This window comes from Simplicispira sedimenti, assembly GCF_022760965.1.
Classification (GTDB): Bacteria; Pseudomonadota; Gammaproteobacteria; order Burkholderiales; family Burkholderiaceae_C; genus Simplicispira; species Simplicispira sedimenti.
The window spans coordinates 19764-44930 of record NZ_JAKVIJ010000018.1 but is presented as its reverse complement, the minus strand read 5'-3'; the positions used below and the strand labels follow the sequence as shown (position 1 = coordinate 44930).

At 66.3% G+C, this 25167-nt stretch carries 33 protein-coding genes; 1 reads left to right on the top strand and 32 read right to left on the bottom strand.

The window, feature by feature from the left end; all coding sequences use genetic code 11:
• Window positions 1–1272, bottom strand: a 1272-nt coding sequence (locus MJ602_RS16025; protein ID WP_243021770.1) for a PAS domain-containing protein, incomplete at its 3' end; no start/stop codon positions are given.
• Window positions 1273–1529: 257 nt separating this feature from the next.
• On the opposite strand from MJ602_RS16025, the gene MJ602_RS16020 reads away from it, so the two are divergent.
• Entirely contained in the window at window positions 1530–2273 is a 744-nt protein-coding gene (locus MJ602_RS16020) for a Crp/Fnr family transcriptional regulator (protein WP_243021772.1), read from the top strand.
• A gap of 228 nt (window positions 2274–2501) precedes the next feature.
• Here MJ602_RS16020 and MJ602_RS16015 read toward each other — a convergent pair whose 3' ends face one another.
• From MJ602_RS16015 to MJ602_RS15865, 31 genes are all read right to left on the bottom strand, one after another.
• Window positions 2502–2669, bottom strand: a complete 168-nt coding sequence (locus MJ602_RS16015) for a hypothetical protein (RefSeq protein ID WP_243021769.1) — start codon at window positions 2667–2669, stop codon at window positions 2502–2504.
• Entirely contained in the window at window positions 2669–3160 is a 492-nt protein-coding gene (locus tag MJ602_RS16010; protein WP_243021768.1) for a hypothetical protein, read from the bottom strand. The genes MJ602_RS16015 and MJ602_RS16010 overlap by 1 nt, the downstream gene beginning before the upstream one ends.
• A 6-nt stretch (window positions 3161–3166) precedes the next feature.
• Window positions 3167–3394: a hypothetical protein gene (locus MJ602_RS16005; RefSeq protein WP_243021767.1), complete on the bottom strand. Its 228-nt coding sequence runs from the start codon at window positions 3392–3394 to the stop codon at window positions 3167–3169.
• A 13-nt stretch (window positions 3395–3407) separates the two neighbouring features.
• Entirely contained in the window at window positions 3408–3860 is a 453-nt protein-coding gene (locus tag MJ602_RS16000; protein ID WP_243021766.1) for a D-Ala-D-Ala carboxypeptidase family metallohydrolase, read from the bottom strand.
• A complete protein-coding gene (locus MJ602_RS15995; protein ID WP_243021765.1) occupies window positions 3857–4147 on the bottom strand; it encodes a hypothetical protein in 291 nt (96 codons plus the stop codon). Before MJ602_RS15995 ends, MJ602_RS16000 begins: the two co-directional genes overlap by 4 nt.
• Window positions 4148–4151: 4 nt before the next feature.
• Complete coding sequence (locus tag MJ602_RS15990) at window positions 4152–4484, bottom strand: hypothetical protein (RefSeq protein WP_243021764.1); 333 nt, start codon at window positions 4482–4484, stop codon at window positions 4152–4154.
• Window positions 4477–4998, bottom strand: coding sequence for a hypothetical protein (locus tag MJ602_RS15985; protein WP_243021763.1), 522 nt, complete (start codon window positions 4996–4998; stop codon window positions 4477–4479). The genes MJ602_RS15990 and MJ602_RS15985 overlap by 8 nt, the downstream gene beginning before the upstream one ends.
• The gene (locus MJ602_RS15980; RefSeq protein ID WP_243021762.1) at window positions 4995–5402 is read right to left on the bottom strand and encodes a hypothetical protein; all 408 of its coding nucleotides are present in this window, start codon (window positions 5400–5402) and stop codon (window positions 4995–4997) included. The genes MJ602_RS15985 and MJ602_RS15980 overlap by 4 nt, the downstream gene beginning before the upstream one ends.
• Window positions 5403–5405: 3 nt before the next feature.
• A complete protein-coding gene (locus MJ602_RS15975; protein WP_243021761.1) occupies window positions 5406–6455 on the bottom strand; it encodes a hypothetical protein in 1050 nt (349 codons plus the stop codon).
• A complete protein-coding gene (locus MJ602_RS15970; protein WP_243021760.1) occupies window positions 6456–7145 on the bottom strand; it encodes a hypothetical protein in 690 nt (229 codons plus the stop codon). It lies immediately after the preceding gene.
• Window positions 7145–8071 carry a hypothetical protein gene (locus MJ602_RS15965; RefSeq protein ID WP_243021759.1) on the bottom strand — a complete coding sequence of 309 codons (927 nt, stop codon included), beginning with the start codon at window positions 8069–8071 and terminating at the stop codon, window positions 7145–7147. The genes MJ602_RS15970 and MJ602_RS15965 overlap by 1 nt, the downstream gene beginning before the upstream one ends.
• Window positions 8068–12372, bottom strand: a complete 4305-nt coding sequence (locus MJ602_RS15960) for a coiled-coil domain-containing protein (RefSeq protein WP_243021758.1) — start codon at window positions 12370–12372, stop codon at window positions 8068–8070. The genes MJ602_RS15965 and MJ602_RS15960 overlap by 4 nt, the downstream gene beginning before the upstream one ends.
• Before the next feature lie 18 nt (window positions 12373–12390).
• A complete protein-coding gene (locus tag MJ602_RS15955) occupies window positions 12391–12654 on the bottom strand; it encodes a DUF1799 domain-containing protein (protein ID WP_279236400.1) in 264 nt (87 codons plus the stop codon).
• A 68-nt stretch (window positions 12655–12722) separates the two neighbouring features.
• Window positions 12723–13247 carry a phage tail assembly chaperone gene (locus MJ602_RS15950; RefSeq protein WP_243021757.1) on the bottom strand — a complete coding sequence of 175 codons (525 nt, stop codon included), beginning with the start codon at window positions 13245–13247 and terminating at the stop codon, window positions 12723–12725.
• A 114-nt stretch (window positions 13248–13361) separates the two neighbouring features.
• A complete protein-coding gene (locus tag MJ602_RS15945) occupies window positions 13362–14012 on the bottom strand; it encodes a phage tail protein (protein ID WP_243021756.1) in 651 nt (216 codons plus the stop codon).
• A 114-nt stretch (window positions 14013–14126) separates the two neighbouring features.
• Window positions 14127–14480, bottom strand: coding sequence for a DUF3168 domain-containing protein (locus MJ602_RS15940; protein ID WP_243021755.1), 354 nt, complete (start codon window positions 14478–14480; stop codon window positions 14127–14129).
• Window positions 14477–14905 carry an HK97-gp10 family putative phage morphogenesis protein gene (locus MJ602_RS15935; protein WP_243021754.1) on the bottom strand — a complete coding sequence of 143 codons (429 nt, stop codon included), beginning with the start codon at window positions 14903–14905 and terminating at the stop codon, window positions 14477–14479. The genes MJ602_RS15940 and MJ602_RS15935 overlap by 4 nt, the downstream gene beginning before the upstream one ends.
• Window positions 14902–15219 (bottom strand): phage head closure protein, encoded by a 318-nt coding sequence (locus tag MJ602_RS15930; RefSeq protein WP_243021753.1) that lies wholly within the window; start codon window positions 15217–15219, stop codon window positions 14902–14904. Before MJ602_RS15930 ends, MJ602_RS15935 begins: the two co-directional genes overlap by 4 nt.
• A 2-nt stretch (window positions 15220–15221) precedes the next feature.
• Window positions 15222–15803: a head-tail connector protein gene (locus MJ602_RS15925; RefSeq protein ID WP_243021752.1), complete on the bottom strand. Its 582-nt coding sequence runs from the start codon at window positions 15801–15803 to the stop codon at window positions 15222–15224.
• A 65-nt stretch (window positions 15804–15868) separates the two neighbouring features.
• Window positions 15869–16183 (bottom strand): hypothetical protein, encoded by a 315-nt coding sequence (locus MJ602_RS15920; protein WP_243021751.1) that lies wholly within the window; start codon window positions 16181–16183, stop codon window positions 15869–15871.
• A 7-nt stretch (window positions 16184–16190) separates the two neighbouring features.
• Window positions 16191–16637 carry a hypothetical protein gene (locus MJ602_RS15915; protein ID WP_243021750.1) on the bottom strand — a complete coding sequence of 149 codons (447 nt, stop codon included), beginning with the start codon at window positions 16635–16637 and terminating at the stop codon, window positions 16191–16193.
• Between the two features lie 82 nt (window positions 16638–16719).
• A complete protein-coding gene (locus tag MJ602_RS15910; protein ID WP_243021749.1) occupies window positions 16720–18198 on the bottom strand; it encodes a phage major capsid protein in 1479 nt (492 codons plus the stop codon).
• 143 nt (window positions 18199–18341) lie between these two features.
• On the bottom strand, window positions 18342–19268 hold the full coding sequence (locus MJ602_RS15905; RefSeq protein WP_243021748.1) for a S49 family peptidase: 927 nt from the start codon (window positions 19266–19268) through the stop codon (window positions 18342–18344).
• Between the two features lie 2 nt (window positions 19269–19270).
• Complete coding sequence (locus MJ602_RS15900) at window positions 19271–20761, bottom strand: phage portal protein (protein WP_243021747.1); 1491 nt, start codon at window positions 20759–20761, stop codon at window positions 19271–19273.
• Complete coding sequence (locus MJ602_RS15895) at window positions 20748–20942, bottom strand: hypothetical protein (protein WP_243021746.1); 195 nt, start codon at window positions 20940–20942, stop codon at window positions 20748–20750. Before MJ602_RS15895 ends, MJ602_RS15900 begins: the two co-directional genes overlap by 14 nt.
• Window positions 20939–22651 carry a terminase large subunit gene (locus MJ602_RS15890; protein WP_243021745.1) on the bottom strand — a complete coding sequence of 571 codons (1713 nt, stop codon included), beginning with the start codon at window positions 22649–22651 and terminating at the stop codon, window positions 20939–20941. Before MJ602_RS15890 ends, MJ602_RS15895 begins: the two co-directional genes overlap by 4 nt.
• Before the next feature lie 6 nt (window positions 22652–22657).
• The gene (locus tag MJ602_RS15885; protein ID WP_243021744.1) at window positions 22658–23230 is read right to left on the bottom strand and encodes a P27 family phage terminase small subunit; all 573 of its coding nucleotides are present in this window, start codon (window positions 23228–23230) and stop codon (window positions 22658–22660) included.
• A 134-nt stretch (window positions 23231–23364) separates the two neighbouring features.
• Complete coding sequence (locus MJ602_RS15880) at window positions 23365–23739, bottom strand: HNH endonuclease (protein ID WP_243021743.1); 375 nt, start codon at window positions 23737–23739, stop codon at window positions 23365–23367.
• Between the two features lie 170 nt (window positions 23740–23909).
• Window positions 23910–24230 carry a hypothetical protein gene (locus tag MJ602_RS15875; protein ID WP_243021742.1) on the bottom strand — a complete coding sequence of 107 codons (321 nt, stop codon included), beginning with the start codon at window positions 24228–24230 and terminating at the stop codon, window positions 23910–23912.
• 77 nt (window positions 24231–24307) lie between these two features.
• Window positions 24308–24730 (bottom strand): antiterminator Q family protein, encoded by a 423-nt coding sequence (locus MJ602_RS15870; RefSeq protein ID WP_243021741.1) that lies wholly within the window; start codon window positions 24728–24730, stop codon window positions 24308–24310.
• Entirely contained in the window at window positions 24717–25058 is a 342-nt protein-coding gene (locus MJ602_RS15865) for a hypothetical protein (protein WP_243021740.1), read from the bottom strand. Before MJ602_RS15865 ends, MJ602_RS15870 begins: the two co-directional genes overlap by 14 nt.
• Window positions 25059–25167 lie beyond the last annotated feature (109 nt).

The window sequence follows — 25167 nt, the reverse complement described above, 5'->3', positions numbered from 1 at the left end:
GGACGTGAGGGCGTCGTAGAACGCCAGGCGTTCGATCTCCTGGGCTGCGCGCTTGCGGTCGGTCACGTCGAGCGTGTAGCCGTGCATGAGCACCGCGCCATCGGGTTCGGCCTGCAGGGCCGCGCTGGTCATGTGCCAGCGTACGCTGCCATCCGCCCCCAGCACGCGGTACTCGCAATGCCAGGGTTTGAGCGTGCGCACCGCACGGCGGATGGCCCGGCGCAGCAGGGGCAAATCCTCGGACAGCACATTGCGCTCCAGTGTCTGGATGTCCTGGCGAACGATATGGTCGGACACCCCCATCATGCCCTCCACCGCCTCGCTCACGTAGGGCAGGCTGGGCTTGCCGTCGGGCTGGATGCGACATTGGTAGATGAAGCCCGGAATGTTGCTGGCAATGCGCTGGATGAAGTCGAGCTGCTCGCGCAGCTGCTCGGCGGCGCGGTGTTCCTCGGTCACGTCCTGCACCACCCCCATCTCGACGAGCACGCCGTCCATGCGCGAAGGACTGCTCACGCGCGAGCGCATCCAGCGCACCTCACCATCGGGGCGACGCCAGCGGTACTCGAAGTCGCGCCCATCGCCGGCCTTGCTGGCCTGGATGAAGGTGTCCATGTCCTCGGGCAGGATGCCGCTGAGCGCACGCTCGGTGCTGATCCACTCCTGGCGCTCGAACCCGGCGATATCGCACAGGCCGCTGGACCACAGCAGCACGGTTTCGCCCTCATCCCAGATGCGGCGCCAGTGGCCGGTGCGTGCCAACCCCTCCATGGAGCTGTACACCTCGGTTTGTTCGTGCTGCTCGCGCCGCACATCCTCGAGCAGGGCGTCCGCCTGCTCCTGCCGTGCACGCAGGGTTTCCAGTTCGGTCAGATCCTGCACGGTGACGAGAACGCTCCCAATGCCCGTGCGGTGGGCATGGATCTTCCAGGCCAGCACCAAACGGCCTTGTTCACGCAGCACATGGCGGCATTCCAGCGGATCCCCGGTGCGCACCACGGCGGCCAACTGCTCCTGCAGGTGCGTGCCCGACAGCAGCACAAACACATTGGCGGCCGAGGCCCCAGGGTTGCGCACCGAGCGCAGCCCCTCCAGGCGGCGCGCTGCAGCGTTGGCGGAGATCAGGCGCAGTTCCGAGCCATGCTGATGGAACCCGAGCAGCGCCACGGGCACGGCATCCAGCATGGACTGCAGGCTCGATTGCACCGCCAGCAGCGCGGTGTGATCGGCAGCCGGAGCAAGGGACTGAAGCACGGACGGGGTAGCGGTCACGCAGTAGCCTTTGGTGGAATAGAGACGCCCTCGGGTGCAGCGATGGTCCTAGTATGACAAAACGTAACCATCTTGCGCCAACCCTGATACATATTCGGGGAAAACCCGCATGCCTGCGCCCGCAGTCCCCAGTGGGCCAATGTAGCGCCGCCACCAGGACACCACGCCATTAGAATGCATCGCAACGGTAACCCATGCCGTCACCAGGGTCCTTGTCCAAAGGCCACCTCCACGCCTCCGACATTCTGTCAGCGCCCATGCACCACGGCACCGATCGCAACCCACAACAGCCCTTTCTGACACCCGAGGAACGCGCCGCCATTGACCGGGGACGCTGGTTCTCGGCCCTGAGCCCTTCGCTGCGGCACGACATCTTTCGCCTGGGCACCGTCACGCGCTACGCACATGGCGACCTCATTGTGGAGCAAGGCGAACTCGCGCAGCATTGGTTTGCCTGCGCCAGCGGGGCCATCCGCTTTCGGCGCACGTCCCCGGCGGGCAAGCTGGTGACCTTGGCCTACGTGGAACCCGGCATCTGGGTAGGCGAGGCCGAGGTGCTGCACAGCGGCCCCAACACCTACGACGCGCACGCCCATGGCCGCACCACGGTGCTCGGCGTGGCCGAGGCCGTGTTTCGTCAGCTGCTGCGCGAACACACCGAATTCGGCGAAGCGCTGCTGACCCTGCAGGCGCGGCGCATGCGTTTTCTGTACTGGATGATGGAAGACATGGCCACGCTGCCCCTGCGGGCACGGTTGGCCAAGCACCTGCTGCACCTCATGCGTCGCTTCGGCCCGCGCCATGTGCCACCGGGCGATGAAGTCCCGCTGGGCATCGTGCTGGTGCAGGATGAGCTGGCCCAACTGCTGGGCTGCTCACGCCAGCGCGTGAATGTGGAGCTCAAATCCATGGAGCGCGAAGGCGTCATCCGCATGGCCCAGCGCGGCATCATCGTGCGCCAGCGCGAGCAACTGGAAACCATTGCCCAGCAGGAAACATGACGGACCACGCCGCGCCGCCGCTGCCTGCAGGCATAGAACAGCACACCCCCATGATGCATCGGCGTGTTCCCCTCTGAAAACCTGCGCACCGCCTAAAAATCTACGCCAAAAACTACGCTGATCCCATCAGCCGCCTTGCGCAGGTCGGCGCGGCCTAGTCCCCCGAATCTCCCCACGGCTCCAATAGTCTCATTGGAACCACGCAAGCCTTTTTTGTAGGTGCAACCCCTAATCTATGCGCGGCAGCAGCACCGGGTCGTTGCGCGGGGCGGCGTCTTGTTCTGCGCGCTCGCGCAGAGCCTGCTGCAGCTCGCGCTGCGCTCGCCTTTGGCGCTGGTCTTTTTGTCGTTGGGTGCGGCGGCTGCGTTGGGCTGCCGCCTGGCCGGTGTGCCGCATCATTGCGCTGCGGGTTTATGACGCCCGTCCTCGATGTCGAGGATCTTGTTGAGCTGGTCGCTCACGGCCGCGTAGCTGGCGCGGCAGAGGGCGATGTGGCTTGCGGTGTCGCGCTCGCTGGCACCACGTCCGGCAGCGGCTGCGGCCGCACCCGCAGGTTGGCCGGCAGGGGCTCGCACCCCGAGACCACTGGCCCCGATGTTGTTGAGCATGCGGACAGTGCCAGCGTCAAGGCACTGGCGATCAGACAAGAGAGCGATTTGCGCACGGGCATCTCCCAGGCGATTGTTGAGGGTGGCCACGGTGCGTGCGTGCGCACCAGCGGCCTGGTCGGCAAAGCGGCGCTGCTGCCGCGCGTCGGACTCGCGCGCCTGGTGCTCGGCTTCGCGCTGGGCGGCGGTGTTGGCTGTCCACCGCCACTCCTGCACCTGCCAGGTGCCCCAGGCCGCGCCGCCAGCGCCCACCAGCAAGGCAAGGACGTAGGCCCACATGGCGCGTCAGGCCTTGAAGGCGCCGGTCTTGTTGAACAGGCCCACCAGCACGCCGATGACGGGCTGGATCTGCGGCCACAGGCCTTTGTAGCCCGCATCCACGGCTTCGATGATGCCGCGCACGGCGGCGAGCTTGGCCTCGCCCTGGCCTTGGCCGGGGATGGCTTCCTCGATGGCCTTGATCGCGGCGATCAGGGCGGGGAGCAGTTGCACGATGGTGATGATGGCTTGCATGGCGTTGGTCCTTTCAGGGTTGGATGCCCAGGGCGGCGCCCTTGGCGGTGATGGTGATGACGCGGTTGGCGGGCTTTTCGGGCGTGCGGGTGCTGACGTGCACCCAGGCCTTGCCGCCGATGTGCTCATAGATGAGCTGGCCTATGCCCAGCAAGTCCACCAGCGGCGCGAGCGAGCGGGCGATCTGCTCGGGCGTGCCGAAGCCCGGCGCCACGAAGTCGGCCGCGTGGCCCTGGGTGTGGTCGCTGGTGGCCACGCCGCCCACGGCGCGGTTCACGGCCTGGCTGCGGTAGCCGCTGGTGACGATGACCGGCACGCCCAGCGTGGCGCGGATGCGCTCCAGCATTTCAGCGGTGCGCACCAGGCGCGGCACCAGTTCGGGCGGCGGGGTGTTGTCCAGGCCCAGGCTGCGGGCCTTGCTGCTAGCTGTGAGTTCGGCCAGGGTGAAGTGCTTTGTCAAATTCATGCGGCCCTCCGGTGGCGTTTGTCGGTACGGCGCCGCCCCATGCGGGGGCCGCGCCACTTCTTCACCGCGGTGCCCAGCGCAAACAGGGCCGCGCCCAGGGTGGTGGTGATGTGGGCGTTGATGCGGTCGTAGCCGCTGGCCAGGGCGGCCAGCTCGGCCACGGCGCCCAGGCATGCCACGGCCATGCCGATGCGCTGCAGCAGCGTGTCTTCATACCGGGGGTGCAGCACCCCCAGCGCGCACACAAGCGCAACGGTGAGCAGCGCCAGGATGTAGAGCGCGGCCATGGCGTCACCCTCCCCCGCCGATGCGGCGCCGGATGGCGTCCCATGTGTCGGCAGCGATGCGGGGCGCGTCCACGGCGTGGATGGCCTCGTACACCTTGGCGATGATGGCCATGCCAAAAAGCCCGATCAGGAAGCCCACGAGGCCCTCGGCGTTTTGCATGCCCATCCACAGCGCTGCCGGGCTGGTGGCGTAGTAGCTGACCACTGCGCCGCCCACGGCCATGCTGCCGCGCTCCAGGGCGCTGCCTTGCACGAAGCGCAGGCTGACGAATGCCCCAGCCACGCCAGCGATGATCTTGCTCAGGCTCGGGTCCAGCGTGGGGGGTGCGTCAGCCATGGCCAGCCCTCCCCGCCACTGCTGCGCGCAGGGCACAGGGGTCGAAGCGCCAGGCGTCCAGCAGGCCCAGCATCTCGGCGCAGGCCTCGCTGCACATCACGCGGCTGCTCTTGTGGGGCACCACCCAGGCCAGGAAGCCCAGGATGAGCTGCCAGTCGTACAGGCGGCCCTGGTTGTCTCGCGCCCACTGCGCGGCGCGCTGCGGGCTGGCGGGCGTGGCGTCCAGCGTCCACTTCTCGCCCAGCACGATGCGCTTGAAGCGCACGCCGCCACGCTTGCCGGGCCTGCGCGCGCTCCAGGGCGGGATGTGCTCCAGGCCGGTGCTGCTGACGCACCATAGGGCGCCGCTGGCGTCAGGCTGGCAGGTGCCGTCGGGCATGAGGTGATCCACCCCGTCGCCGGGCTCGAACACCACTTCGCTGTGGCTGTAGCGCCCGCGCAGGCGCAGGCGGATGAGCACGTTGCCCAGGCCCAAGAGGCCCGCGCGTGTGCCGTGGTAGCTGGCGAGCTTCATCCATGCCACCTTTCTTCTGGCTGCACCGGGGCGTCCAGGATCTGCAGCGCGCGGCCCGCAGCGAGCACGCCCGCAGCCTCCAGCGCTTGCACGCCCGCGCGGGTGTCTGCGCGGTCCAGGTCGATGTAGGTGGCGGCGTTGACTTTGCTCATGTACCGGCGCATGCCTGCGGCCTGCGGCGTGGCGCCGATGCTGGCCAGGTCGATGGCCACAGCCTCCGCATCGGCGAAGCGCGAGAGGAAGGCCAGCCGGGTGATGTGGCGCAGCACCGGCGCAGGCACTTGCTCCGGCTGATCTGCAGCAAGGCGCCACGCGCCAGGGTGCTGTGCCTCTGCGAACTCTTCGTCCGCCACAATGGTGTTGATGACGGCGCCATCGGCGCCCAGGATCTCAATGCGCTTCATGCTTTAGGCCCTCGGGTAAAGACGCAGGAAAACGACGCCGTCGCGGCCTTTGAGCGAGACCATCGTGCCGCTCGTGAACTTGGCACCGCTCGGCGCGCCATAAAATGGAACAGTTGTTGCCCAAACAACACCGGCGGTTTCCGTCACAGCCCCCCACCCGCCAAAGGCGCCCGGCTTTGTTGTGCTCGAAGCCTGCTGTCCGGGCATCCCACCACCACCGGGCCCAGCGTCGGACGTGGCGCCCGGATAGCTGGCGCCGTTTCCAGAAGCGAAGTCGAGGCCCCACGGGTCGCCTGCCGCACTTAAAAACGTAATCGCCCCCGAAGTGCGCCCGCCGCCCGCATTAGGGCCTGCGGCGCCCGGGTTCGCGCCATCGAGGGCGTCCCCGTATGCACCGCCCCCTGCGGTTGACACTGCAGTGGCCGCCACCGCATCGCCGCCGTGCCCCCTGACACCGCCGCCGCCCGTTGTTGTGATACCTGCCGGCGTCGAATTGAGCACGTCTCCGCCTCTGGTGGCCTGCTGCGTAAAAATGTGCGAAAAGTTGACCGCACCGCCACCCGTGACGTGTGCAAAATTGCAATTGGCGATGTACCCTCCGCGCCCACCTGGCCGATGGACATCGCCGCCGCTGCCACCCTCGCCCCCTTCACCGCCCAACAGCGGGGCCCCTGCCGTCACGGCTGAGGCCTTGCCGCCCTTGCCGCCCTTTACGGTAATAGCCACGCCCGGCCCAGAAACGGTGGTATCACCACCGTCATTGCCGTTTGCGTGGCCGGTGGTGCGCGTCAACCCGGCGCCGCCTGCGCCGATGGTGATGACAAACGCATCCCCAGCGCTGACCTGCACAACCTTGTCGGCAGACTCGCCTGCGCCTGCGCCGGTTGCGCATCCGCTGAGGGACACACCCCCAGACCCGTCCGCAGCAATGACTCGCAGCAGCAGCGTGCCGCTGACGGACGCGGTGTAAGTCATGCTGCTGGTGATCGTGCGGCTGTCAATAGGCATGGGCACCACGCCCGCGCCGCCAATGAGTGAAGAGAGATCGGCCATTTAGATGTACCCCTGTGTTGCGTCTTCGTACTGCAGCCGCAGCGATGCGACCTTGGTGTCAATGCGCCGTGCGGCGCCGGTGGCCTGCTTGCGGAATGGGACGCCAGCAAAGTCCACGTAGCAGGTGAGCGGGTCTGCGGTGAGCGTGAAGGCCCACCACTCGCCCTTTGCCATGGAGCCCGCAGTTGGGCCGGTGAGCGTGACGCCGTTGGAAATGAGGATGTAGCGCACGCCCGGCACGGCGGTGGTGTTCGTTGTGACCTGTGCAGTTACTTCCACACCGGCGTCCAGCGTGGTCCAGTCAGGATTGCTGCCACTGGGTTCGCTGGCCGCGACATCCGCCAGATTCGTCAGCAGCAGCCAGAAGCGCCCGTTGTGTTTGACCGTGGCGGGCTTGGCGAGCGCGCCTGTGAGCGATGACCACAGGCCTCTGAAGTTGGTGGCGCCCATGGCGACTTCGGCGGCGGACGCTGCGCTGTTGGCCGCGCCGACTGCCGTCGATGCCTGCGCTGCCGCCTCCTGCGCGTTGAGGTATGCCGTGTTGGCAATGGCGTACACGTTGGGGCCGGTGGTGCCCTGCCATGCGGTCGCCCAGGCGAACGCCTTGCTGTTGTAGGTGCCCGCCGCCCGGTCTGATAGCGCCGGGAAATCCGGCGGCGCAGTGAACGATGGGACAGGTGTTGCTGCCATCAGATGCTCCCTTTGATTTGAAGATCGAGCCGCGCATTGGCGGATGTGTCGTCGGCTATCGACCCCGAGACGAAGCCGACGGTGTTGAGGTAGCCGTAGCGCGGCAAGTCGGTGGCCTCGAAAGCCACGAGGCGGTCTAGCACCTCGTCAAGCAGCGCATCGGTGTACATGGCTTCATGCGCATCAATGACCACCTGGCACTGCACGTCGCGGCGGGCCGGGCGTCGCACGATGCTGTAGGTGCCATCGGGCTTTTCATCCCAGTAGGTGTAGCTCTTACGCTGGGCCGAAGCACCGCGCACCACGCCGCCCCAATTGGCGTTTCCAATGAGGCTGCGCCAGTCGCCCACCATGATGGTGCCCACCGCCACCGGCGCGCCGGTGGATGCGCTGATGGTGATAGTGAGTTCCGGGTCGGGATAAATGCCGATGCCGTCAAACGACAGCGACTTGAGATAGCGCAGCGGCTGGAACAGAAGCTCGTACATGCCAATGGCCTGCTCCCACAGGTCACCCGTCCAGGAGTTGACCACCGCTCCACCGGGCGCATCCTTGAGCGTGATGCTGTAAGCGCTGCCCACAAGGCCGTCGAGCCGAATGGCATTGAAGAAGCCTGGCCGCAGCACGAAGGTGAGCGAGGTGGTGGAGCCCGCGGGCGTGGTGGTGTATTCATCAAACGGCGCCATGCGGTTGCTTGGGCCAAAGCGCAGCCACTTCGTGCCGTCGGTGCCGGGCGTCACGCCGGTGCTGGCAGCCACGGCCTCCCACACGCTGCCGCTGTGCGTGACGCGCTGCCCGGGGGTGTACGCCGTGCCCGCTGCCCATGCGGCCTCGCCAATGGAAAGGTCTGGCTCTGCAATGCTGGTGCCCGCAGACACCATGGATGCCGTAACGCTCAATGGCACAAGGATTCGCGCTGCTGTCATGCCACGGCCTCCATGCGCACGGCGTTGCCGCCGCCGCTCACGTTGTCGATTTGGTCTGCCAGTTGCGCCGTGTAGCTCGCCGTGGCTGCGCTTGTGGCCCGCAGCTGCGCTACCTCGGCACGCAGGGCGCGCAGCTCTGCAATCAGTTCAGCGTCGCTGCCAGCGGCGACGGGCTGGGAACCACCGGCCCAAGGGTTGTATGCCTTGGGGATGATGGCTTCGCCCTCGTGGATCTGGGCCAGCATGTCGCGCGGGACGTAGTTCGTGCCCACGGCGAACTTCGGGATTCCGGCGCCGGAGAACACTTTTTCGATGTCTTCCAGGCTGTAGCCGTAGGCCGATGCAATATCCGCCTGCGTCCATCCCTTGATCTCTGCCGTGATCGCAAATCCGCGCAGATCGTCGAGCACGCTGGTGTCTTTGTACGTGCTGTCAACAAACCCGAGGATTTGATCGGTGCGCGATGGCGCGGGGCTGCTGGCCCCACCGCCGCCGCCGCCGCTTGGCCCGCTGCTGAAAGTAGGGGCGCCGCCGGGCTTGGTGTCCTCGGGCTTGTCCAGCTCGGGGAACATCAGGGCCTGCAATTGCGCAATGGCGTCGGCAACACTCAAGGTCGCATCCACACCTGCCTGACTCAACTCGATTTGGTCGCGCCAGAACCTCAGCGTGGCGTCCAGCTGCTCACTCTGCCCCTGCAGTTCGCGCAACGTGCGCTCTGCCGTGCCGAGCTGCTCGCCTGCCATGGCCTCCAGCTCGGAAAGCTGGCCTGCCAACACCAGGCGGGCGCGGTCTGCCTCGAACTGTGTGGCGTACTGCGTGGCATCAATACCGCCGCGTGCTGCGCTGATGGCATCAGACAGCGCGTCCGTATCTGGCAAGTAGCCGGTGCCTCGCGCGGTGGCAAGGGCTTGTGCGATGTACGCGCTGGCCTGTGCTCCCTGCTGCACTGCGGTGCTGCTGACGGAGCCGTACAGGTCTTGCACGCTGTCGTGCAGCAGGTCGAACAGGCCGCTCAGAGCAGCCCGCGCCTCACTTGCCACATCGATGCGGGCCTGCAGCCATTCCTGCTCGCGCTTCACTGCGCGTTGCAGGGCGCCGAATACGGCATTGATGGAAGATTCGCGGGCCTGCTCTGCCGACTGCGTAATGCTGGCGAATGCACCCGAGAGCTGCAACAGCATGGCGTAGGCTTTGAGTCCCTCGTCGGTGCTGCGGTCCTGCGCCTCCGCAAGCAGGCGGTATTGCTCCCGCGCGTTCGTGGCATCAATGTCGGGCAGCGTCAGATTGAGTTTGCCGAATTGCTGCTCCAGTTGGCGGCGCATGGCTTCGCGCTGTTCATCGGCGCTGTAGAAGTTCTGGAAGTAGGTGCCCGTGGTGGCGGCCATGGCTTCCAGCCCACCAAAGGCGTCGGCAATGCGGCTGGCAGCATCCGCCCCCGCCAGAGATGCGTCGAGAAGCGTGTTGCCGAGCTGGTCCCAGATGGTGTTGACGCTGCTCAGACTGGTTGCCAGGCGCGTGAGGGTGTCGATGGCTTTTTCGCCTTCGCGCGCATATTCACTTGCTGCGTAGGTGGTCTCTTCAATGGTGCGGGTAACGGTCTGCATCGTGCCGTCGCCCCAGTCGCCCATGCCGCCCGCGAGCGTCTCTGTGACTTCGCGCGTGGTGGTGGTCAGCGTGCCCAGCACTTGCTGCGCAAGCTCGTTGGAGCCAGTGGCCAGTGCGTCCTGCAGGGCCTTTTGAATGCCCGCCTCGTCCAGCCCCTTGAAGCTGACCTTGATGTCGGTGGTGAACCCCTTGATCCGGTCGGTGGGCAGCGAGAGGGCCTCGGCAAAGTCGGTCACCTGATCCTGCACAGCCGAGAAGCCGCCGGACAGCACGCGCGCCAGCTCGGGATCGATGGCCGAGTAAGTGGTCTTGTCAGAGCGGAACAGGCCGCCCTCGTAGAAGCGGTACTGCTGCCCCTCGAACCCCGCTTCGCCGCCCAGCGTGCCCTGAATACCCTGATCCTTGAGCTTGCGCGAAAACATGGACGAGAGCAGGCCGATGCCCAGGGCGATGGGGCCGAGGGCGCCAGCGATGGTGCCAAGGCCGCCCATGATGGAGCCAGCGCCAAGCATTTGCGAACCCGCCGTGAGCGTGGTTCCAAGGCCGTTAGCAAACAGGCTTTGTGCGCCGTAGCTCAGTCCGGCGTTCAGGCTTCCAAAGCTACTCAGCAGCGAGGCCCCGCTGAGCGCCGTTGAAAGCCCCCCGCCCTGCCCCGCCTGCGCAGCAGTGGACAGGCCCAGCGCGCCAGTGATGGCGCCCGCCACCGGGTTCACCACCGCGCTGATGACGGGCCGCAGCACCATGGTCTTGAACATGTTGACCACGGTGTCGCGCAGGTTCTGCGCGAAGTCCTTGCCGCTTTCAAACCCGCGCATGAGGGCGTCGGTGAGGCTCTGGTTGATCTGGTCGGATGTGCGCTGCCATTCGTCGGCAGCCTTCTTGGCTTCTTCGACGGCGGTTTCGCGGGCGGCGCCGGTGCGCTTGGCGTTGGCCAGTTCGCGGTAGGCTTTGGCCTGGGCCATGAGGGCCTCGTAGGCCTGCAGGTCGAGGTTGCGGTCCAGCTCTTTGCTGGCCTGCAGCTCGCGGTCGGTGGCCAGCATTTCGAGCTTTGCGGCGTCCAGCTCTGCCACGGCCTGGCGCGAGAGGCCCATGCGGTCAGCCGCTTCTTGCTGCGCCTGCACGTCGGCCAGGAGCTTGTCTGCCCCGGCCTGGAGCGATGCGATGTACCCTTCGCGAGCCTTGGCGGCTTCGAGCGTGGCCTTGGCCATGTCCTCCAGCACGCGCTTTTCGGCTTCCTGCGCAGCGCGAATGGCGGGCTGCTTTGCCAGCAGCTCGGCCTGGGCCTGGGTGAGCTGGTCGAGGCTGAGGGCGCCGTCGGCATACATGCGGCTCAGGCGCGCCCAGTCGTCGGCAAAGCTGCCACTCAGGCCGTGCAGCTCGGCCATGATCTTGGCCTGCTCAGCCAGCTCGCGGCGCAGGGCTTCGGCGGCCTGCTTGGCTTGCGTGTTGGCGGCGGCAAGACTCGCAGCAGATGCATGTGGCGCCACGGATGGGCGTGGGTCCACAAATGCCGGGTTGACCACACCACGCCCACCACCCACAGGATTACTGGTGATGGCTTCTCCCTGAGGCGCTGGCATGCCATGCAGGCGGTACACGTTTTGCTGGTATCGCTTCCAGGCGGTTTCCCAGAACCCCTCGCCTGCGGCGCTGCCATCGCGAAACGCCTTGACCGCTTCGTTGATGCCGGCCACCAGCGGCCCGGCCACTGCGCGGGCGGCGTTGGTGGCGTGGGCCTGCATTTCGAACAGCTGCTTGTTGAAGCGGTCGGCTTCATCGGCCTGGCTGGCGAGCACCGTGCCCACCAGTGCGCCCTTCTCTGCCAGGTCTGCCAGGAACGGGGCGGCATCCTTGACGGACTTGCCGAACAGGTCTTGAATCAGGCGGGCCTTGTTGGCATCGTCTGCGAAGCCCGACAGAGCTACAGCGGTTTGCCGCAGTGCCTCAGCTGGGTCGAGCCTGCGCAGTTCTTCGGCCTTGAGGCCGATGGACTCAAGCGCCAGGGCCATGTCGCTGCCTGGCGTGGCCTTGCTCAGAACATCGTTGAACTTGATGAGCACAGAGCCCACCAGGTCCAGCGATGCACCGGTACGCAGTGCCGTGTCTTCCAGCGCGCTGATGTTTTCAATCGTGGAGCCGGTGGCGTCCTTGATGTCGTTGAGCGCATCCACGCCGTCGTTGATGCGCTTGACGAAGGCGAACATGGCCCCCATCGTCAAGCTGCTTCCCAGGGCCAGGATTTGCCCGCGCACCACGTCGGCCACGCCACCCAGGGCGCCAAGGCGAGAGCTGAGCCCGGCTTGCGAATGCGCTGCCGCCTCAGCCTTGACGCGGGCGGCATCCAGCTGGTCCAGGTAGGGCTTGAGCGTGTCCAGGTTCGCGCCGCGCAGGCGGGCGATGCTCTCCTGGTACTGGCGCGTGGCGGTGCCGCCCGACTCCAGGGCCGCGATCTGGCGCTGCAGGCTGGACACCATGTTCTTGGTGACGCCATCCATGGTGCGGGCGGCGGCCTCGCCACCGGCGCCAATCTTCTGCATGCTTTTGCCGCCCTGCTCGCCCGCCGTGGCGGCGGCCTGTGCAAGGTCGGCGATGGACCGCTTGGCGCGGCCCACACCGGCCTCAACGCCGTCGGCGCTGGCGGTGATCTTGATCTCGGTGCTCAGGTCGCTGGTCATGGCGGGGCGGGCGCTGTGCATGCGTGTGCACAGCGCCGGTCAGGTTTTGGGTTTGGGGGCAAATTCGCGGAAGGCGGCCACGGCTGCGGCCTCCATGGCCATGAGGTCGGCGTGCAAGTCATCCCACTCGGGCGGGGGGAGCTGCAGCCGGTCCATCAGGGGGTAGATGGCCTCCCAGCGCAGGCCGCTGGGTGTGCCGCCCATGGGGGGGTATGCCCAGCGCGTGCCCACGCGCTGGAACAGGGCCAGGGCGCGCTCGTTGTCGGGCCAGACGTCGAGGGTGTCGCTCTCGTAGTCTTCCAGCTCAAAGCCCTCTGACCGGGCCTCTGCCTCGGTGTAGGGGGGCTCGAAGAGCGCGCGGGCAATGGCCGTCAGTTTCCCAGGCGGCCGTGGAAGATGGCGGTTTCGTAGGCGGTGATGATGGCGCGCGTGGCGCCGCCGAATTCATCTTCCAAAGCCATGAGGCTGTCTGCGGTGAAGTCGTCTTCCAGGCCCCAGCCCAGCGCAAAGGTGAGCACCAGCTCGGCATCGCTGCGCAGGCCTTTGGCAACGTTCGCACCGAAGCCGGTGGTGGACAGGGCCTGCAGCGCGGCGTCGATGGGGCGGGCGGGCTCTGTGGCGGCAGGCTCTGCGGGTGCAGGGGCCGCTGCATCGGCGGGGGCAGGGGCGGCTTCGGTGGGCGCCGGGCCGGTGGTTGCGGGGGCCAGCGACTCGAGCAGGGCGCGCTGGCGTTCGTCACGCACTTTGGCCCATTCGCTTTTGCGCAAGGCCTTGCAGCGCAGGTCGATTTGCACGGCGGCGCCGTCCAGGCGCTGGATGGTGACCGGCAGGGCGAACTCGGGGCACTGGGTGCCCAGGCGCTTGAGAACGGTGGCGGGTACGGTCTTTTGGGTCATGGTGTGGGTCTTTCGCTGGGGGGAGAATTGCCCGTGCCCCACCCCGCCGCCCCAGCGAAGGGCGAACGGGGCGGAGTCGGTGCTCGGGGGTGGCGGGCCGGGCGGCCCGGTGGGTCAGGCTGCGGCGTAGCGCGTGCTGATGTTTTGGCCGTTGATGGTGCCCTTGACGCGCACGATCTGGCCCTCGCCTTCGACCTCCTCTTCATTGAAGGCCACGCGGCCGGGGATCAGCGAGAAGGCGCCTGTTTTGGCGCGGCGGCGGATGACGGTATCGGCCTGCGTGGCAGACAGCGTCTTGAGGGCGTTGTAGCCGGGGGTGCCGATCATGTCGGCGTCCATCTCGAAGGTGCGCTGCACTGCGCTGAAGCCGTCGTTGATGGATGTCTCCACGTCGGACTCGGTGAACTTCACGGTCACGGTCTTGGGCTCGCCGCCGCTGGAGCTGTGGTTCATGGTCTTGTCCAAGTCCACCCAGGTGGTGACCTTGCGCACCGTGCCTGCACCACCACCGGGGGTGTAGAACTCGGTGTTGGAGGTGTCGCAGCCGTCGAGCACGAAGGTGTCGGTGGTGACGCTCTTGACATTGAACGCGCGAAAGTTGATGCGGCCCCAGGCGGAGAACACCAGAACGATGTCGCCGTTGGAGTAGCCATGTGCGGTGGAGCTGACGACAGCTTCTGCGGCGTTGCTGATGCCGGTGATGGTTTTCGCGGTTGCGAGGACGGTGGCGACCGAGGTGATGGTGCCGGTGGGGGTGCGTGCCATGGTGGGCCTTTCAAACAAAAAAGCCCGCATCGCGGGCATTTGAGGGAACGCCCTTGCGGGCAACAAAAAAGCCGCCTGGATTGCGCCGGGCGGCTTGCTCTGGGGGCTGGGTGCCTACAGGGGCACCCAGATGGAAAAGTCCTGTCGCGCGCCGTACAGGCCGGTGTCGGGCTCATGCCCCGACACCCTGGCGCCCAGCGGCTCGCATTGCAGGCTGGCGGCCATCAATGCGGCTTCGGCCTGGCGGGCCAGGGCAGTGGCGGCCTCGCGCGTGGTGGCCCAGCAGGCGATCTGCATGCGGGCGTTTTCGCGGTCTGGCACGGTGCCTTCGGTGTAAGTGACGCTGCGCCCGCCGACCTGCTGGTACACGATGCGCGGCAGCGCGGCGGTGCTGGGCGCCACGTCGGGGTAGCAGCGGCCACCCACCAGGGCCTGCAGGGCGGCGAAGACGTGGGCTTCGGGGGTCATGGGGCGCCCCCCTTGATTTGCTCTGCCATGACGGCGCGGGCTGCGCTGAGGGCCTTTTGCTCCATGGCGTCGAAGCTGGGCCGCAGGAAGGGGCGAGCCGCCATGCGGCTGGTGCCATGCTCCACGAAGTGGCCGTAGAAGGCCTTGCGCTTGTTCCAGCTGATGCGGTAGGTGGCACGGCCCTGGCCGGATTCGTCTTGAACGAAGGCCTGGTAGATGGCGGCGCGCAGGTTGCCGGGCTGGAAGGTGTGCTTCTTGCCCTTGGTGCTGTGCTCCTGGTCTGACACGGGCACGCGGCGCACCACTTCCTCGTACAGCACCTGCGCGCCTGCCTGGGCTGCGGGCCGGGCTGAGTCCTTGGCGGTTTTTGCCAGGGCGTCGAGGCGGGCATTGATGGCGCGGGTGTCCAGGGCGATGCTGATCATGCGACCTCCTGACAAACCAGATCGACAAACTGGCGCGTGGCCTCGTCGGGCAGCACGGCCAGCACGTTGTACACGGCGGCGCCGTGCAGCACGCGCATGCCCGCGTGCAGGCCGGTGCGCCAGCGCAGGCGCACCGAGCGCTGCACCACCGATGTGGCAGCGCCCGCCTTGATGGCCTCCAGCCCGCCGGTGGTGCGAATGTCTGCCCAAAGCTGGGCCACGTCCACCCAGCCGGTGAGCGGTTGGCCTGCGGCGTCCTGGCCGGTGGCGGGGGCCTGCAGGGTGACGAGGTGTTTGAGCTTTCCGGGGTCCATGGCTACACGCTCCACACTTTGTAGTGGTCCAGCAAGCCCTCCGCAAAGGCCTGCGGCAGTACCGGGCGCTCCGCGCTGCGTGTCCTGTTCTCGTAGAGGTCGGTGAGGGCCAACTTGATCCACTGCACGATTGGTGTCGGAATCTTGTCTGCCGTGGCGCCGTAGCCGGCCGTGTACTGAATCTGCACTGCGCCCGGCCGCACCCGTGTGGCGGGCCAGCTGGTGTTGTACGCGGGCAGCAGCAGCCCGGGCTCGGCCGTGGGTTCCAGGTCGTAGGCCGACTGATCCATCGGAGTGAGCACCCCATCTGGCGCCACGTACTGGACGCTGGTGACGGCGATCACGCGCGGCATGTGCAGCTCCACCGGATCATTGCGGCTGGGGAAGCAATCCAGCGTGCGTTGCCAGGTGGTGGTGAGCAGCGTGCGCTGCAGCCGCGCCTCGGCCGCCTCGCGCGCCACCTTGATGAGCGCTGTGATCAGCGCATCGTTGAGCGTGTCCGTCAGCGTCTCGCGCAGGTGCGTCTTGGCCTCGGCAAGCGTGAGCGGCTCGACCGCTGCGTCGGTGATCTTGATGGTGGGCATGGTGTGTTCCGCCTTTGGCTTGTGCCCGCCGGGTGGGCGGGCACAAGGCGAAGGGGGATCAGGGATCAGGGTTGAGTTGCATCTTGCGAGTCGCTGGCGCCACCCGCACCGCCTTGCTCTGCCAGAGCTTTGGCGGCGGCATCTGCAGCCTCGCGCTCGGCCTGTTCCTTGGCTTCGCGCTCTGCCTTTTCAGCGGCTTCGCGGGCAGCCTTGGCGGCTTTCGATTCGGCTTGCGACTTGGGCACCCCGGCTTCTCCGCGAGCCTTCATGAGCAGCAGCGTTTCGGACTCGGGGTACACGTTGCCTGCGGCGTAAATCTTGGCGCCGCCCTGGTAGTAGTCCACCAGGACGCGCAGCAGCTTGGGTGGGGTGGTCGCCATAGTGCGATCAGCCCACAAGCTGCACGACGCTGGACAGGTCCACCGTGGCTGCGTTGCCCATGCGCGGCTGCGCCAGGATGACCCCGGCCACCGAGCCCCCCGTGGCGCCGCCGGTGACCACGCCCAGTTTGACGTAGCGCTTGCCGCTGGCCAGCAGGTCATCAGAGCGCACATTGAGCACGATCTGCTTGTTGTCGTTGTTGCTGGCGTGGGCGGCCAGCTGCGTGGCGCTGTTGGCTGTGAGTGCCACGGCGTTGTTGCCGTCCGAGTCGCAGGCGTAGAGCTTGGCGTCGATGGTCTCGGCAGCCATGTCGCCCAGCGCCACGACGGCGACGGCCTGGATGTGGGCACCCATGTCCACCACGGTGGAGAAGCGCTCGACGTTGGTGGTGGCGGCCGGGGACAGCACGCCCACGAGCGGGAGCAGTTCCCGCAGCTTTGCATTGAGTTGCATGATGGTTTCCTGTCAGGTGATGATCAAACGAGGCGCAGGCCGCCAACATGGCGGCCTGCAAGGCTGCGTGAGCCAGAGCGCGTTAAGCGCGCAGATCCAGCACAACGAACGGCGACAGCGTGTTGCTGCCGTTGTTGGGCGTGATGGGCTTGGTGACTGCCGGCTGGCCTGCAACGCGGAACACTGCGCGGAAGGCGGTCATGCCCAGGTCGAACCACAGGTGCATGCTGGTGGCCGTCTCGATGCCGCCCGACTTGGTGATGGTGCGGTAGCTCTTCCAGTCCACCAGCGCGATGTCGCCCTGTGCGCCCACGGTGGGGTTGTGCTGGGTAACCATCACCGAGCGGCCGAGCAGCGTGCCGTAGCCGAATTCGCCGCCCACCGGGTTGTAGATGGCAGCGTTGGTGGTGGCCTGGCCGTAGGCCAGTTCATCCAGCTGCGGCAGCGCATCGTTGTTGATCATCCAGAAGGCGCGGCGGTAGCTGGCAGGCGACATGCGCGCGCGCATTTTGGTGACGTTCTGGCGGACGATGGTCGCGGCCGTCTGGCTGGTTTCTTTCGCCACCGACACCATGGCGCCGCTGCCGAAGAAGCCGCGCGGCTTGCCGATGCCATCACCACCCCACAGCGCTTCGTTGGTACGCCAGGCCATAGCCTGGGGCGTTTGCGTGTTGAGGTAGGAGCCGATGGCGCCGCTATCGGCCAGCAGCTCATCCGTCACAGGCACCAGGCAGGTGAGCTTTTGCAGGCGCAGCTGCACCGGATCAAAAGCGGGCTTGCTCTTGGTCATCTCGGCCGCTTCGTTCGTCCAGTAAGCCTTGATGCCCGAGCTGCCCCAGGGGGTGGTTTCGTCCACCGGGAAGGCCATGCCGTTTCCTTCCACCGGGGTGCTGTCGGTGTAGGGCAGCAGCGCGTCCACCTGCGTCTGGCTGGCCTGGAAGATGGTGCGGCTGAAATCAACCGGAACCAAGAAGCCACCATCAGAGCCTGCCGACTCATTGGCATAGCTGCTGCCAGGCGCCGAGGCGTTGAAGATCAGGCGGTCATCGCGCACCTGGTGACCGTTGGCAGCCGCAACTCCCGCAGCATGCACGGCTGCGGCGAACTCGCCGAAGCTGCGGAAGCCGCCGCGCGGATCTGCTGCGCGGTTGTCTTCGGTCGTGATACGACCGTCAGGCACTTCGACCGATGCGCCGGTGCGGGTGGCGTCGATGTTGGCCCGCACGCGGGCGATGTCGCCGTCCAGCGTCTTGATCTTTTCGGCGTGGGCGTCGAACTGGGAGCGTTCGTCGGCGGTAAGCATGCCATCGTCGCGCGCTTCGGCCGCTGCGGTGATGGCGGCCATGGCGTCCAGTGTGGACTTTCGCGATGCCAGCAGGGTGTTGAGCTGCTTGATGCTGCCAGCGGCTGCAAAGGCCAGCAGGTGGCCTGCGCTGAGTGCGTCGGGCTGCAGGATGGCATGGGCCAGCAATGCGTCCGGCGGGGCCGCGAAGGCCGCGCCCACGGCGAGGGCTGCTACGGCCACAAAGGCCAGGATGGATCGGAAGCTGAAGGTTTTCATGAGCGTCTTTCAGAAATGGAAAGGCCCGCGCAAGGCGGGCCGGAACAGGGTGGGTTTGACAGCAGCCAGGCGGCGGCCTGCGCTGCCAGCCAACGGGCGGGCAGCGGTGCGGCGCTGTCGTGCCGCGTACGGGGTTGCAGGGGTCAGCCTGCCTGCAGGATCTGCAGGCGGGCCGAGGCGGTGGATGCGCTCAGGTTGCTGCTGCGGCGCGTAGTGGGCTTGCTCTGCTCGGCAATCACCTGCTCCAGCGTGCCGATGCGGTTGGCCATGCCGCGCGTCACCGCGTCCTTGGCCATCACCATGCGGCCCTGGCCGAAGTCGGGGCCGCGCGCTGTCTCAACGCTGACGCCACGGCCACGGGCCACAGCGCGCACGAACGCGCTGTAAAAGCCGTCCACCATGGCCTGGGTGTACTCCAGTGCCTCGCCATCCAGCGGGCCGCTATCGTTGCCCTCGACCTTGTACTTTCCTGCGTGCACGTAGGTGCGCTTGATGCCCTCTTGCGCGTACTTTTGCGAGCGGTCTTCATGGGCCATGAAGGCGCCGATGCTGCCCGCCATGCCGCTGGGCGTAATCACCACCTCAGTGGCCTGCGAGGCTACCCAGTAGCCTCCGCTGGCCGCGATGGAGTTGACCACGGCGATCACGGGTTTGGCGCTGCGCGCCTTGTAGATGGCGTCGCCAACCTCCTGGACACCGAACACCGAGCCGCCCGGGCTGTTCACATCGAGCACGATGCTGGAAACATCGGGATTGGCCTCGGCCGCGCGGATCTGTGCGGCCAGTGCCTCGGTGCTGGTGAGCGTGGTGCTGATGGACTGTGCAGCGTACGCACGGTGCGTGAGCACGCCGTACACCGGCACCACGGCCACCGCGCCGCCGCTGGCCTGCTGGGCATGCTCACGGCGCTGGGCTGCAGCTTGCGGGGCGGTGCCCACGGCCGCCTGGATCTGGTCCTGCGTGAGGCGGGTGCCTGCGGCCCAGCGCTCCAGGATCATTTCCATCTGGGCGTGGATGGTAGGGTCCAGCGCCCAGGGGGTTGCATAGAACTCTGCGAGGAGCAGCAGCATGGTCATCCTTCCAGCCGCAGCAAGGCGGCAATTTGTGCATCGGCCCAGGCCTGGGCATCGAAGCCTTCGGCCAGGTTGAGCTGTTCGGCCTGGCGCACTGTGCCGGCCACGTACGCCTCGGCCGTGGCCTGGGGCACGGCCATCACCTCGGCCACAAAGCGGTCATGCCCGGCGAAGGCTGCGGCCAGCGGCTGGCCTTGCTTGGTGGCCGTCTGCAGCATGCCGACTTCCTTGCGGGCAATGCGGGCAGCTGCTGCGCCCAACAACGCGGCGGCGCGGCCCGGTGTGCCGCCACCACGGGGCAGCATGGCCGCGCCTGCGGTGGTCATGTTGAGCGGCTGCAGGGGTTCGTCCAGGCCGGGCAGCGGGTTGCGGTTTTCCAGCGCGCGGGCTTCGTTGCGGGTCATCCAGCCGTCCTGGATGGCCTTGCCGTAGGCTTCGTACCGGGTCTTGGTGTCGCCGCGCAGCAGCAGCTCCAGCAGCATCTCGGAGAACTCTTCCGTGTCTTCCGGGAGCATGTCGCGAGCCACGGTCTGCTCCCAGCTCACAGCCAGGGGCAGCAAGCAATCCGACACGAACTCGATGTTCATGTGCTCGACGTTGGCCCAGGTGGCGCGGTCCATGATGCCGATCTTGTGCGGCGGCACGCGCCACAGGCCACAGATGTCCACCTCGCTGTACTTGCGGAAGTCCAGCCATTGACTGTCGGCGTTGTTGATGCCCAGCTCGGCGATCTCCATTCCACGATCCAGCACCGCCGGACGCCCGCGATTGGCGCCGCCGTAGGCCACTTGCCACTCGCTGCGGAAGTTCTTGCGCGCTTCGTTGTCCTTGAAGGGCTGTGGGACCTTGATGTAGAACGGCGGACGGGCGTCGTTGTTCCAGAACCGGCTGCCGTAGTCACGCGCCGCAATCGCGCTGCCAATGGCCTCGCGCTCGGCCTGGATGGGGTTGATGCCCACATAACCATCTAGCGTGAGGCCCACCAGGTGGAACACTTCGCCTTGCAGCAAGGTCTCGGGGCGGGTGCCATCTTGTGAGCGCACCTGGTAACGGGGCAGGCCGTTGGCCGCTACCTCGACTGTCACGCGATCAGGGTGCAGGGGCACAATCATCTCGGGGTCGCCATTGTCGGCCCAGTAGATGCGCGCGTAGCCGTTGCCGCGCAGTGAGCGGTGCGCCTCCAGCATCTGGCGGAACTGCATCGGCGTCTGCCACTGATTGGGCCTGGAGCTGAGCAGCCGTGCCACAGGGTGGGCACGCATGCGCTCGCGCCGCTGTGGCCCGAGCGCCTGGTACATGTGCATGGGCAGCATGCCGATGGTCTCGCTGATGACCTTGATCACCTTGAACACAGTGCTCAGGCGCATGGCCGTTTCAGCGGTCACCACGGCGCCGGACTGGGTATGCCCCAGTGCAGCGCCAGGCTGAAACCAGAAGTCGTCGCTGGGGTTGCGCTCATCCGATACCGCCTGCAGGTTAGTCAGAAACATGGCTTTCCTTCTTCGGCGCAGGCGCCTTGACCCCCGCCCAGCGGGCCAGCAGGATGGTGATGATCAGCAGCAGCAGGCCACCGGCCAGCAGGCCGGCCGCCAGCGAGTGCAGGCCCGTCACACCGGCGACCGTAAGCAGCCAGCCCAGGGTCAGGCAGGTGTTGAAGATGTTGCTGTTCATGCGAAGGTGTAGTCGCTGTCTATGGTTTCTTCGATCTCCACACCAGCGAGCGCGCGGCCGAACGCCATCAACATGGCCATGGGGCCGTCGATCTTGTTTTCTTCGCGCTCTTTGGTGGGCGACTTCAGTTCGTTGTATTTGGAGGTAAGCACCACCAGGTTGCTCATCATCCAAGTCATGGCGGGGTTGCCGTCATGCTTGAGCCGACCACTGAGCACAAGCGCCTGCACCTGCAACAGCGGCTGGGTGTAGAAGCTGGACCGCTGTGTGATCTCCACCATGGGTAGCCCTTTCTCCAGCAACGTGCGGGCAAAGTAGCCAGCCAGTGCGGGGTCATAAGCCGCCTCTCGCAGGTCGTGCAACTCCCGGTCGCGAAGCAGGTCAGCCCCCACCATATCGAAGTCGGTCTGGTTGCCAGGACTGACTTGTACAAACCCTTCCTCGATCCAGCCCGAGAGCTGGGCGGTCTTGCTCTCCGCCGCTGCCACTTCGTTGTAGTACAGCCTGGTGAAGACGTGATAGATGCCATCTCGCTCGATCACCTTGACCTTGGCGGCAAAGTCGTGCTTTTCTGCCAGGTCCATCGCGCTAAAGGCTTCGCAGTCTGCAAAGTCTTCAGCGCACATCTCGGTGTCTGCGCAGGCGTTCCAGGCTTCCATGTCCATCCAGGCCACCCCGGCGTTGGTCCACACGTTCAAGTGCTTCGTGAGGAAGTTGCCGCGCGCCGATGGCGTAGCGATGGCCTTGGTGCAAGCGGACTGCAGCTTGTCCAACTTGGCGCTCACGCCAATGTTCGGGTTCGCCTTGCGCCAGATATTCGGGTCTTTCCAGTCGTCTCCTTCGTCGATGGTGTAGATCACACCAAACCAGGTTTCATCCGCGTGGGTTCCTTCCAGCACCTTGATGGTGTAGCCGCGCAGCTCATAGCCGATGCCGCCGGTGTCTTTGCCCGCCGTGGTGATGGCACTGATCAGAGGCTGACTGCGTGCGCCGTCGGCCGACTCGATCACGTCCCACAGGTCGCGCTTCTTGTGCGCGTGGACTTCATCCACGATGCCGCCATGCACGTTCAGGCCGTCCTGCGTGGACGCCTCGGCGTTCATGATCTTGAAGCTGCTTGCCGAAATAGCGCAGGTGATGTCGTAACGCCCCACCGTCACGCCGAAGCGTGCGCGGAACTCGCTATCGCGCAGCACCATTTCGCGGGCGGTGTCGAACACCTCCTTGGCCTGTTCGCCAGTGGTGGCCGCGCTGTACACCTGGGCGCCAGGTTCGTCGTCGGCGAAGGCGAGATACAAGCCACGGCCAGCGGAACGCGTGGACTTCGCGTTTTTTCGCGCGATCTCCTCATACGAGCGCCGGAACCGGCGCAGTCGGGTTTCAGCATGCACCCAGCCGAACAGCTGGAACTCCGCGAAGATCTGCCAGTCTTCCAGCCGGATCTTGGCGTAGGTGACCATGCCGTCCACGTAGATCGGCTTGGCCCACTCGCCTTTGATGTGGCATAGCAGCTCCTGGAATTGGCAGGCTCGGCCACCCTTGCGCACGTCGATGACGTAGGGGAAGCCCTTGGTGTTCTGCCGCTTCAGGTCGTTCAGGAAGCGCTTGCAGGCGAGGCGCTCATACTTCCCCGCCGTCTCCTGCCCTTCGACCACGCGCTGGGCATAAGCCTGCGCGCGCTCGAAATACTCGGCATGAGGTCGGGACATGGTGGATCAATCGAAGTCTGCGAACCCCTTCGGCGCGCCAGCTGCGGCCGCTGGCTGGGCGTCTTTGGGCTTGTCCCCGCCATCGCCCTCAAACAGCTGCAGCTGCGCGCGTATGGCGGTGGTCACATTGGCCTGCTCAGACGGGCTGAGCCCGAACTTGGCCAGGAGCGTCAGCATCATCTGGCGCTCGCTTTTTAGAATCTGGTACAGCGGATGTTGCTGTGGCATGCCGTTGGGCGTCAGCACCTGGAAGGCGCCCATCGGGTCTTTGCCTTCCGACCTCAACAGGTTCTGCTTGGAGCGAATCGCGTGCCGCAGATCCTTCACATCCGAGACGGTTTCGCACAACTCTTCGAACAAGTCGCTGTGCACCACCGAGATTAGGTTGTAGCGCAGCAGTTCAGTACCCAGCCGCTTCCACACCTTGCGCGCACCAGGGCTCAGGCCCTTCGGCACGGTGGGCATGCCCGCCTCGGGCCGGAAGGTGCTGTCGAGGTTGACCGCCACCGGGCGCTTGCCCCGATTGCCCTCCAGAACCTTCAGCTCAACAGGCTTTGCAGCTGGCCCTCGTTTACCCATGATTGACTCCTACGTGACCCCCCACCCCCCTGAAACCTGCGCACGCAAAAAAGAGGGGAACCGGTCGGTTTCCAGGCCAAAGGCTCCAAAGTTCAGACCACCCCTCCCCCTTGGGCCAGGCGCGCGGGCCGGTGTCAGCCCTCGCGGTAGTTGCCCCAGGCGCGGCGCACACCGCGCGCGGCCTCGGTCTTGCTCTTGGCGTCGTGGCACGGGGCGCACAGGCCCTGCACGTTGTCGTCGGTGTCGGCGCCGCCCTCGGCCAGCGGCTTGATGTGGTCACGCTGCGTTGCCAGCGTCACCCTTCCTTGCCGCTTGCACTCGGCACACAGCGGGTCGCGGGCAAACAGGTCGGCGCGCATGGCCTGCAGCTTGCGGCCGGTGATGCGCTTCGTGGCGTTGGCGGGCTTCGACCACTGCGGCTTCGGGTGCTTGGCACAACGGCCTGAGCCATCGCGCACCAGCACGCCGCAGCCGGGATGGGTGCAAGGGCGAGGGGCGGCAATGGGCATGATGGTGACCCCGTCTTTCCGAGGTGTCACCCGTGGGTGGGTAGACCTGTGGTTCGCATATCTCGGGGCAGACCCACACAAACTGCCTTCCGTGCTCTATGGATGGGCGGGCTGGGCTATACCACCTAGCCACTGTCGGTACGCGCCGTGCAGCGGGCCGTCCCAGCAACTCAGGCGGGCGTGAAGTCCACGAAGTAGGACTTGCCCAACTCGAAGGCGTCCAGTGCGGGCTTACCGTCGGCAATCGAGAGCGCGATCTGACCGGACGGGGTTGCATCGGAGAACGCCTTGTTCTCTTCAGCGCGCGATCCGTCTTTGTTCGCGTACACGGCATTGAAGTAGACAGTGGTGGTCCCATGCGACGGGATCTTGGAGTTACAGGTGAACTTAGCTCGCACGCTCATGGCGTTTTCCTTCAGGTTGGCGCCCTGGGTCGGGCAAAGAAAAACCCCGACAAGCGCCATGCCTGCCGGGGTTCCCACCGTGCGCATCGCGGGTGGAGGCGCAATACACACACAGTGCCTAAAATGTACCCAAAAGGTCTATGTCGGAAAACTCCCCCGCGCGTCTATAGCGCATCGGTGCGCCGGGCGGATACCGTCGCCTGCACCCGCTTGCGCTCGCGCTCATCTGCCCTGGCATCCAGCCAGGCGGCAATGGCGTGGTCTGCCTGCTCCAGTTGCGCCTTGATGGTGGACTCTGCCCGGTGCATGCGCCGGGCCGTGGCCTTGACGCCCAGGTCTTTGAGGTAAATGCACTCCAGCGTGACGAACAGATGCGACTTCGACAGCTTGAGCGCACGCACCGCCTGGTCAGTCTCCGCGGCCTCCTCATCGAACACCGGGATCGGCACATGGTTGTAGCTGCCCCGGCTCCACACCTCGCTGGCCAGCACCGAGCGCGTGGCGTACCCCAGGCCACCGCTGGCGCCGCGCGTGGTCCAGATGGCCCAGTTGTCCAGGCGCTGCTGGATGTGTTTAAGCCTGGCCATGCTGCGCCGCCCCCGTGTTGCGCTGCAGACCCATTGCGGGCTGCTGGTCTGGCCAGATGCACACGTATGCACAGCCAAACTCCACCAGGCCCTTGGCCACCACATCCATGACCGGGTGTCCATAAAACGGCGTGCCCACCACGCGCCCGCCCTCTATGGCCCAAAAGCACCCCGGCTCGCCACGCAGGGCCTTGCGCACCCACTCATAGGCCACATTGCCCACCTCACCCGCCTTTGCCTGGATGGCCTTGTACACAGCGGGCATGTGCTCCTTGATCTCTGCCACCTTGCCGCTCACATCGGCCTTTGGGTCTGCCTGAGTGTCCATCTGTCCAACCTTTCTGATAGAGCCTATGGGTAGGGGTGGTGTGCTTGCGCACGAGTGCGCGCACGCGCCCCTGCCTGCGCCCGCCCGCCTTGCAACATGGGCCGGGACA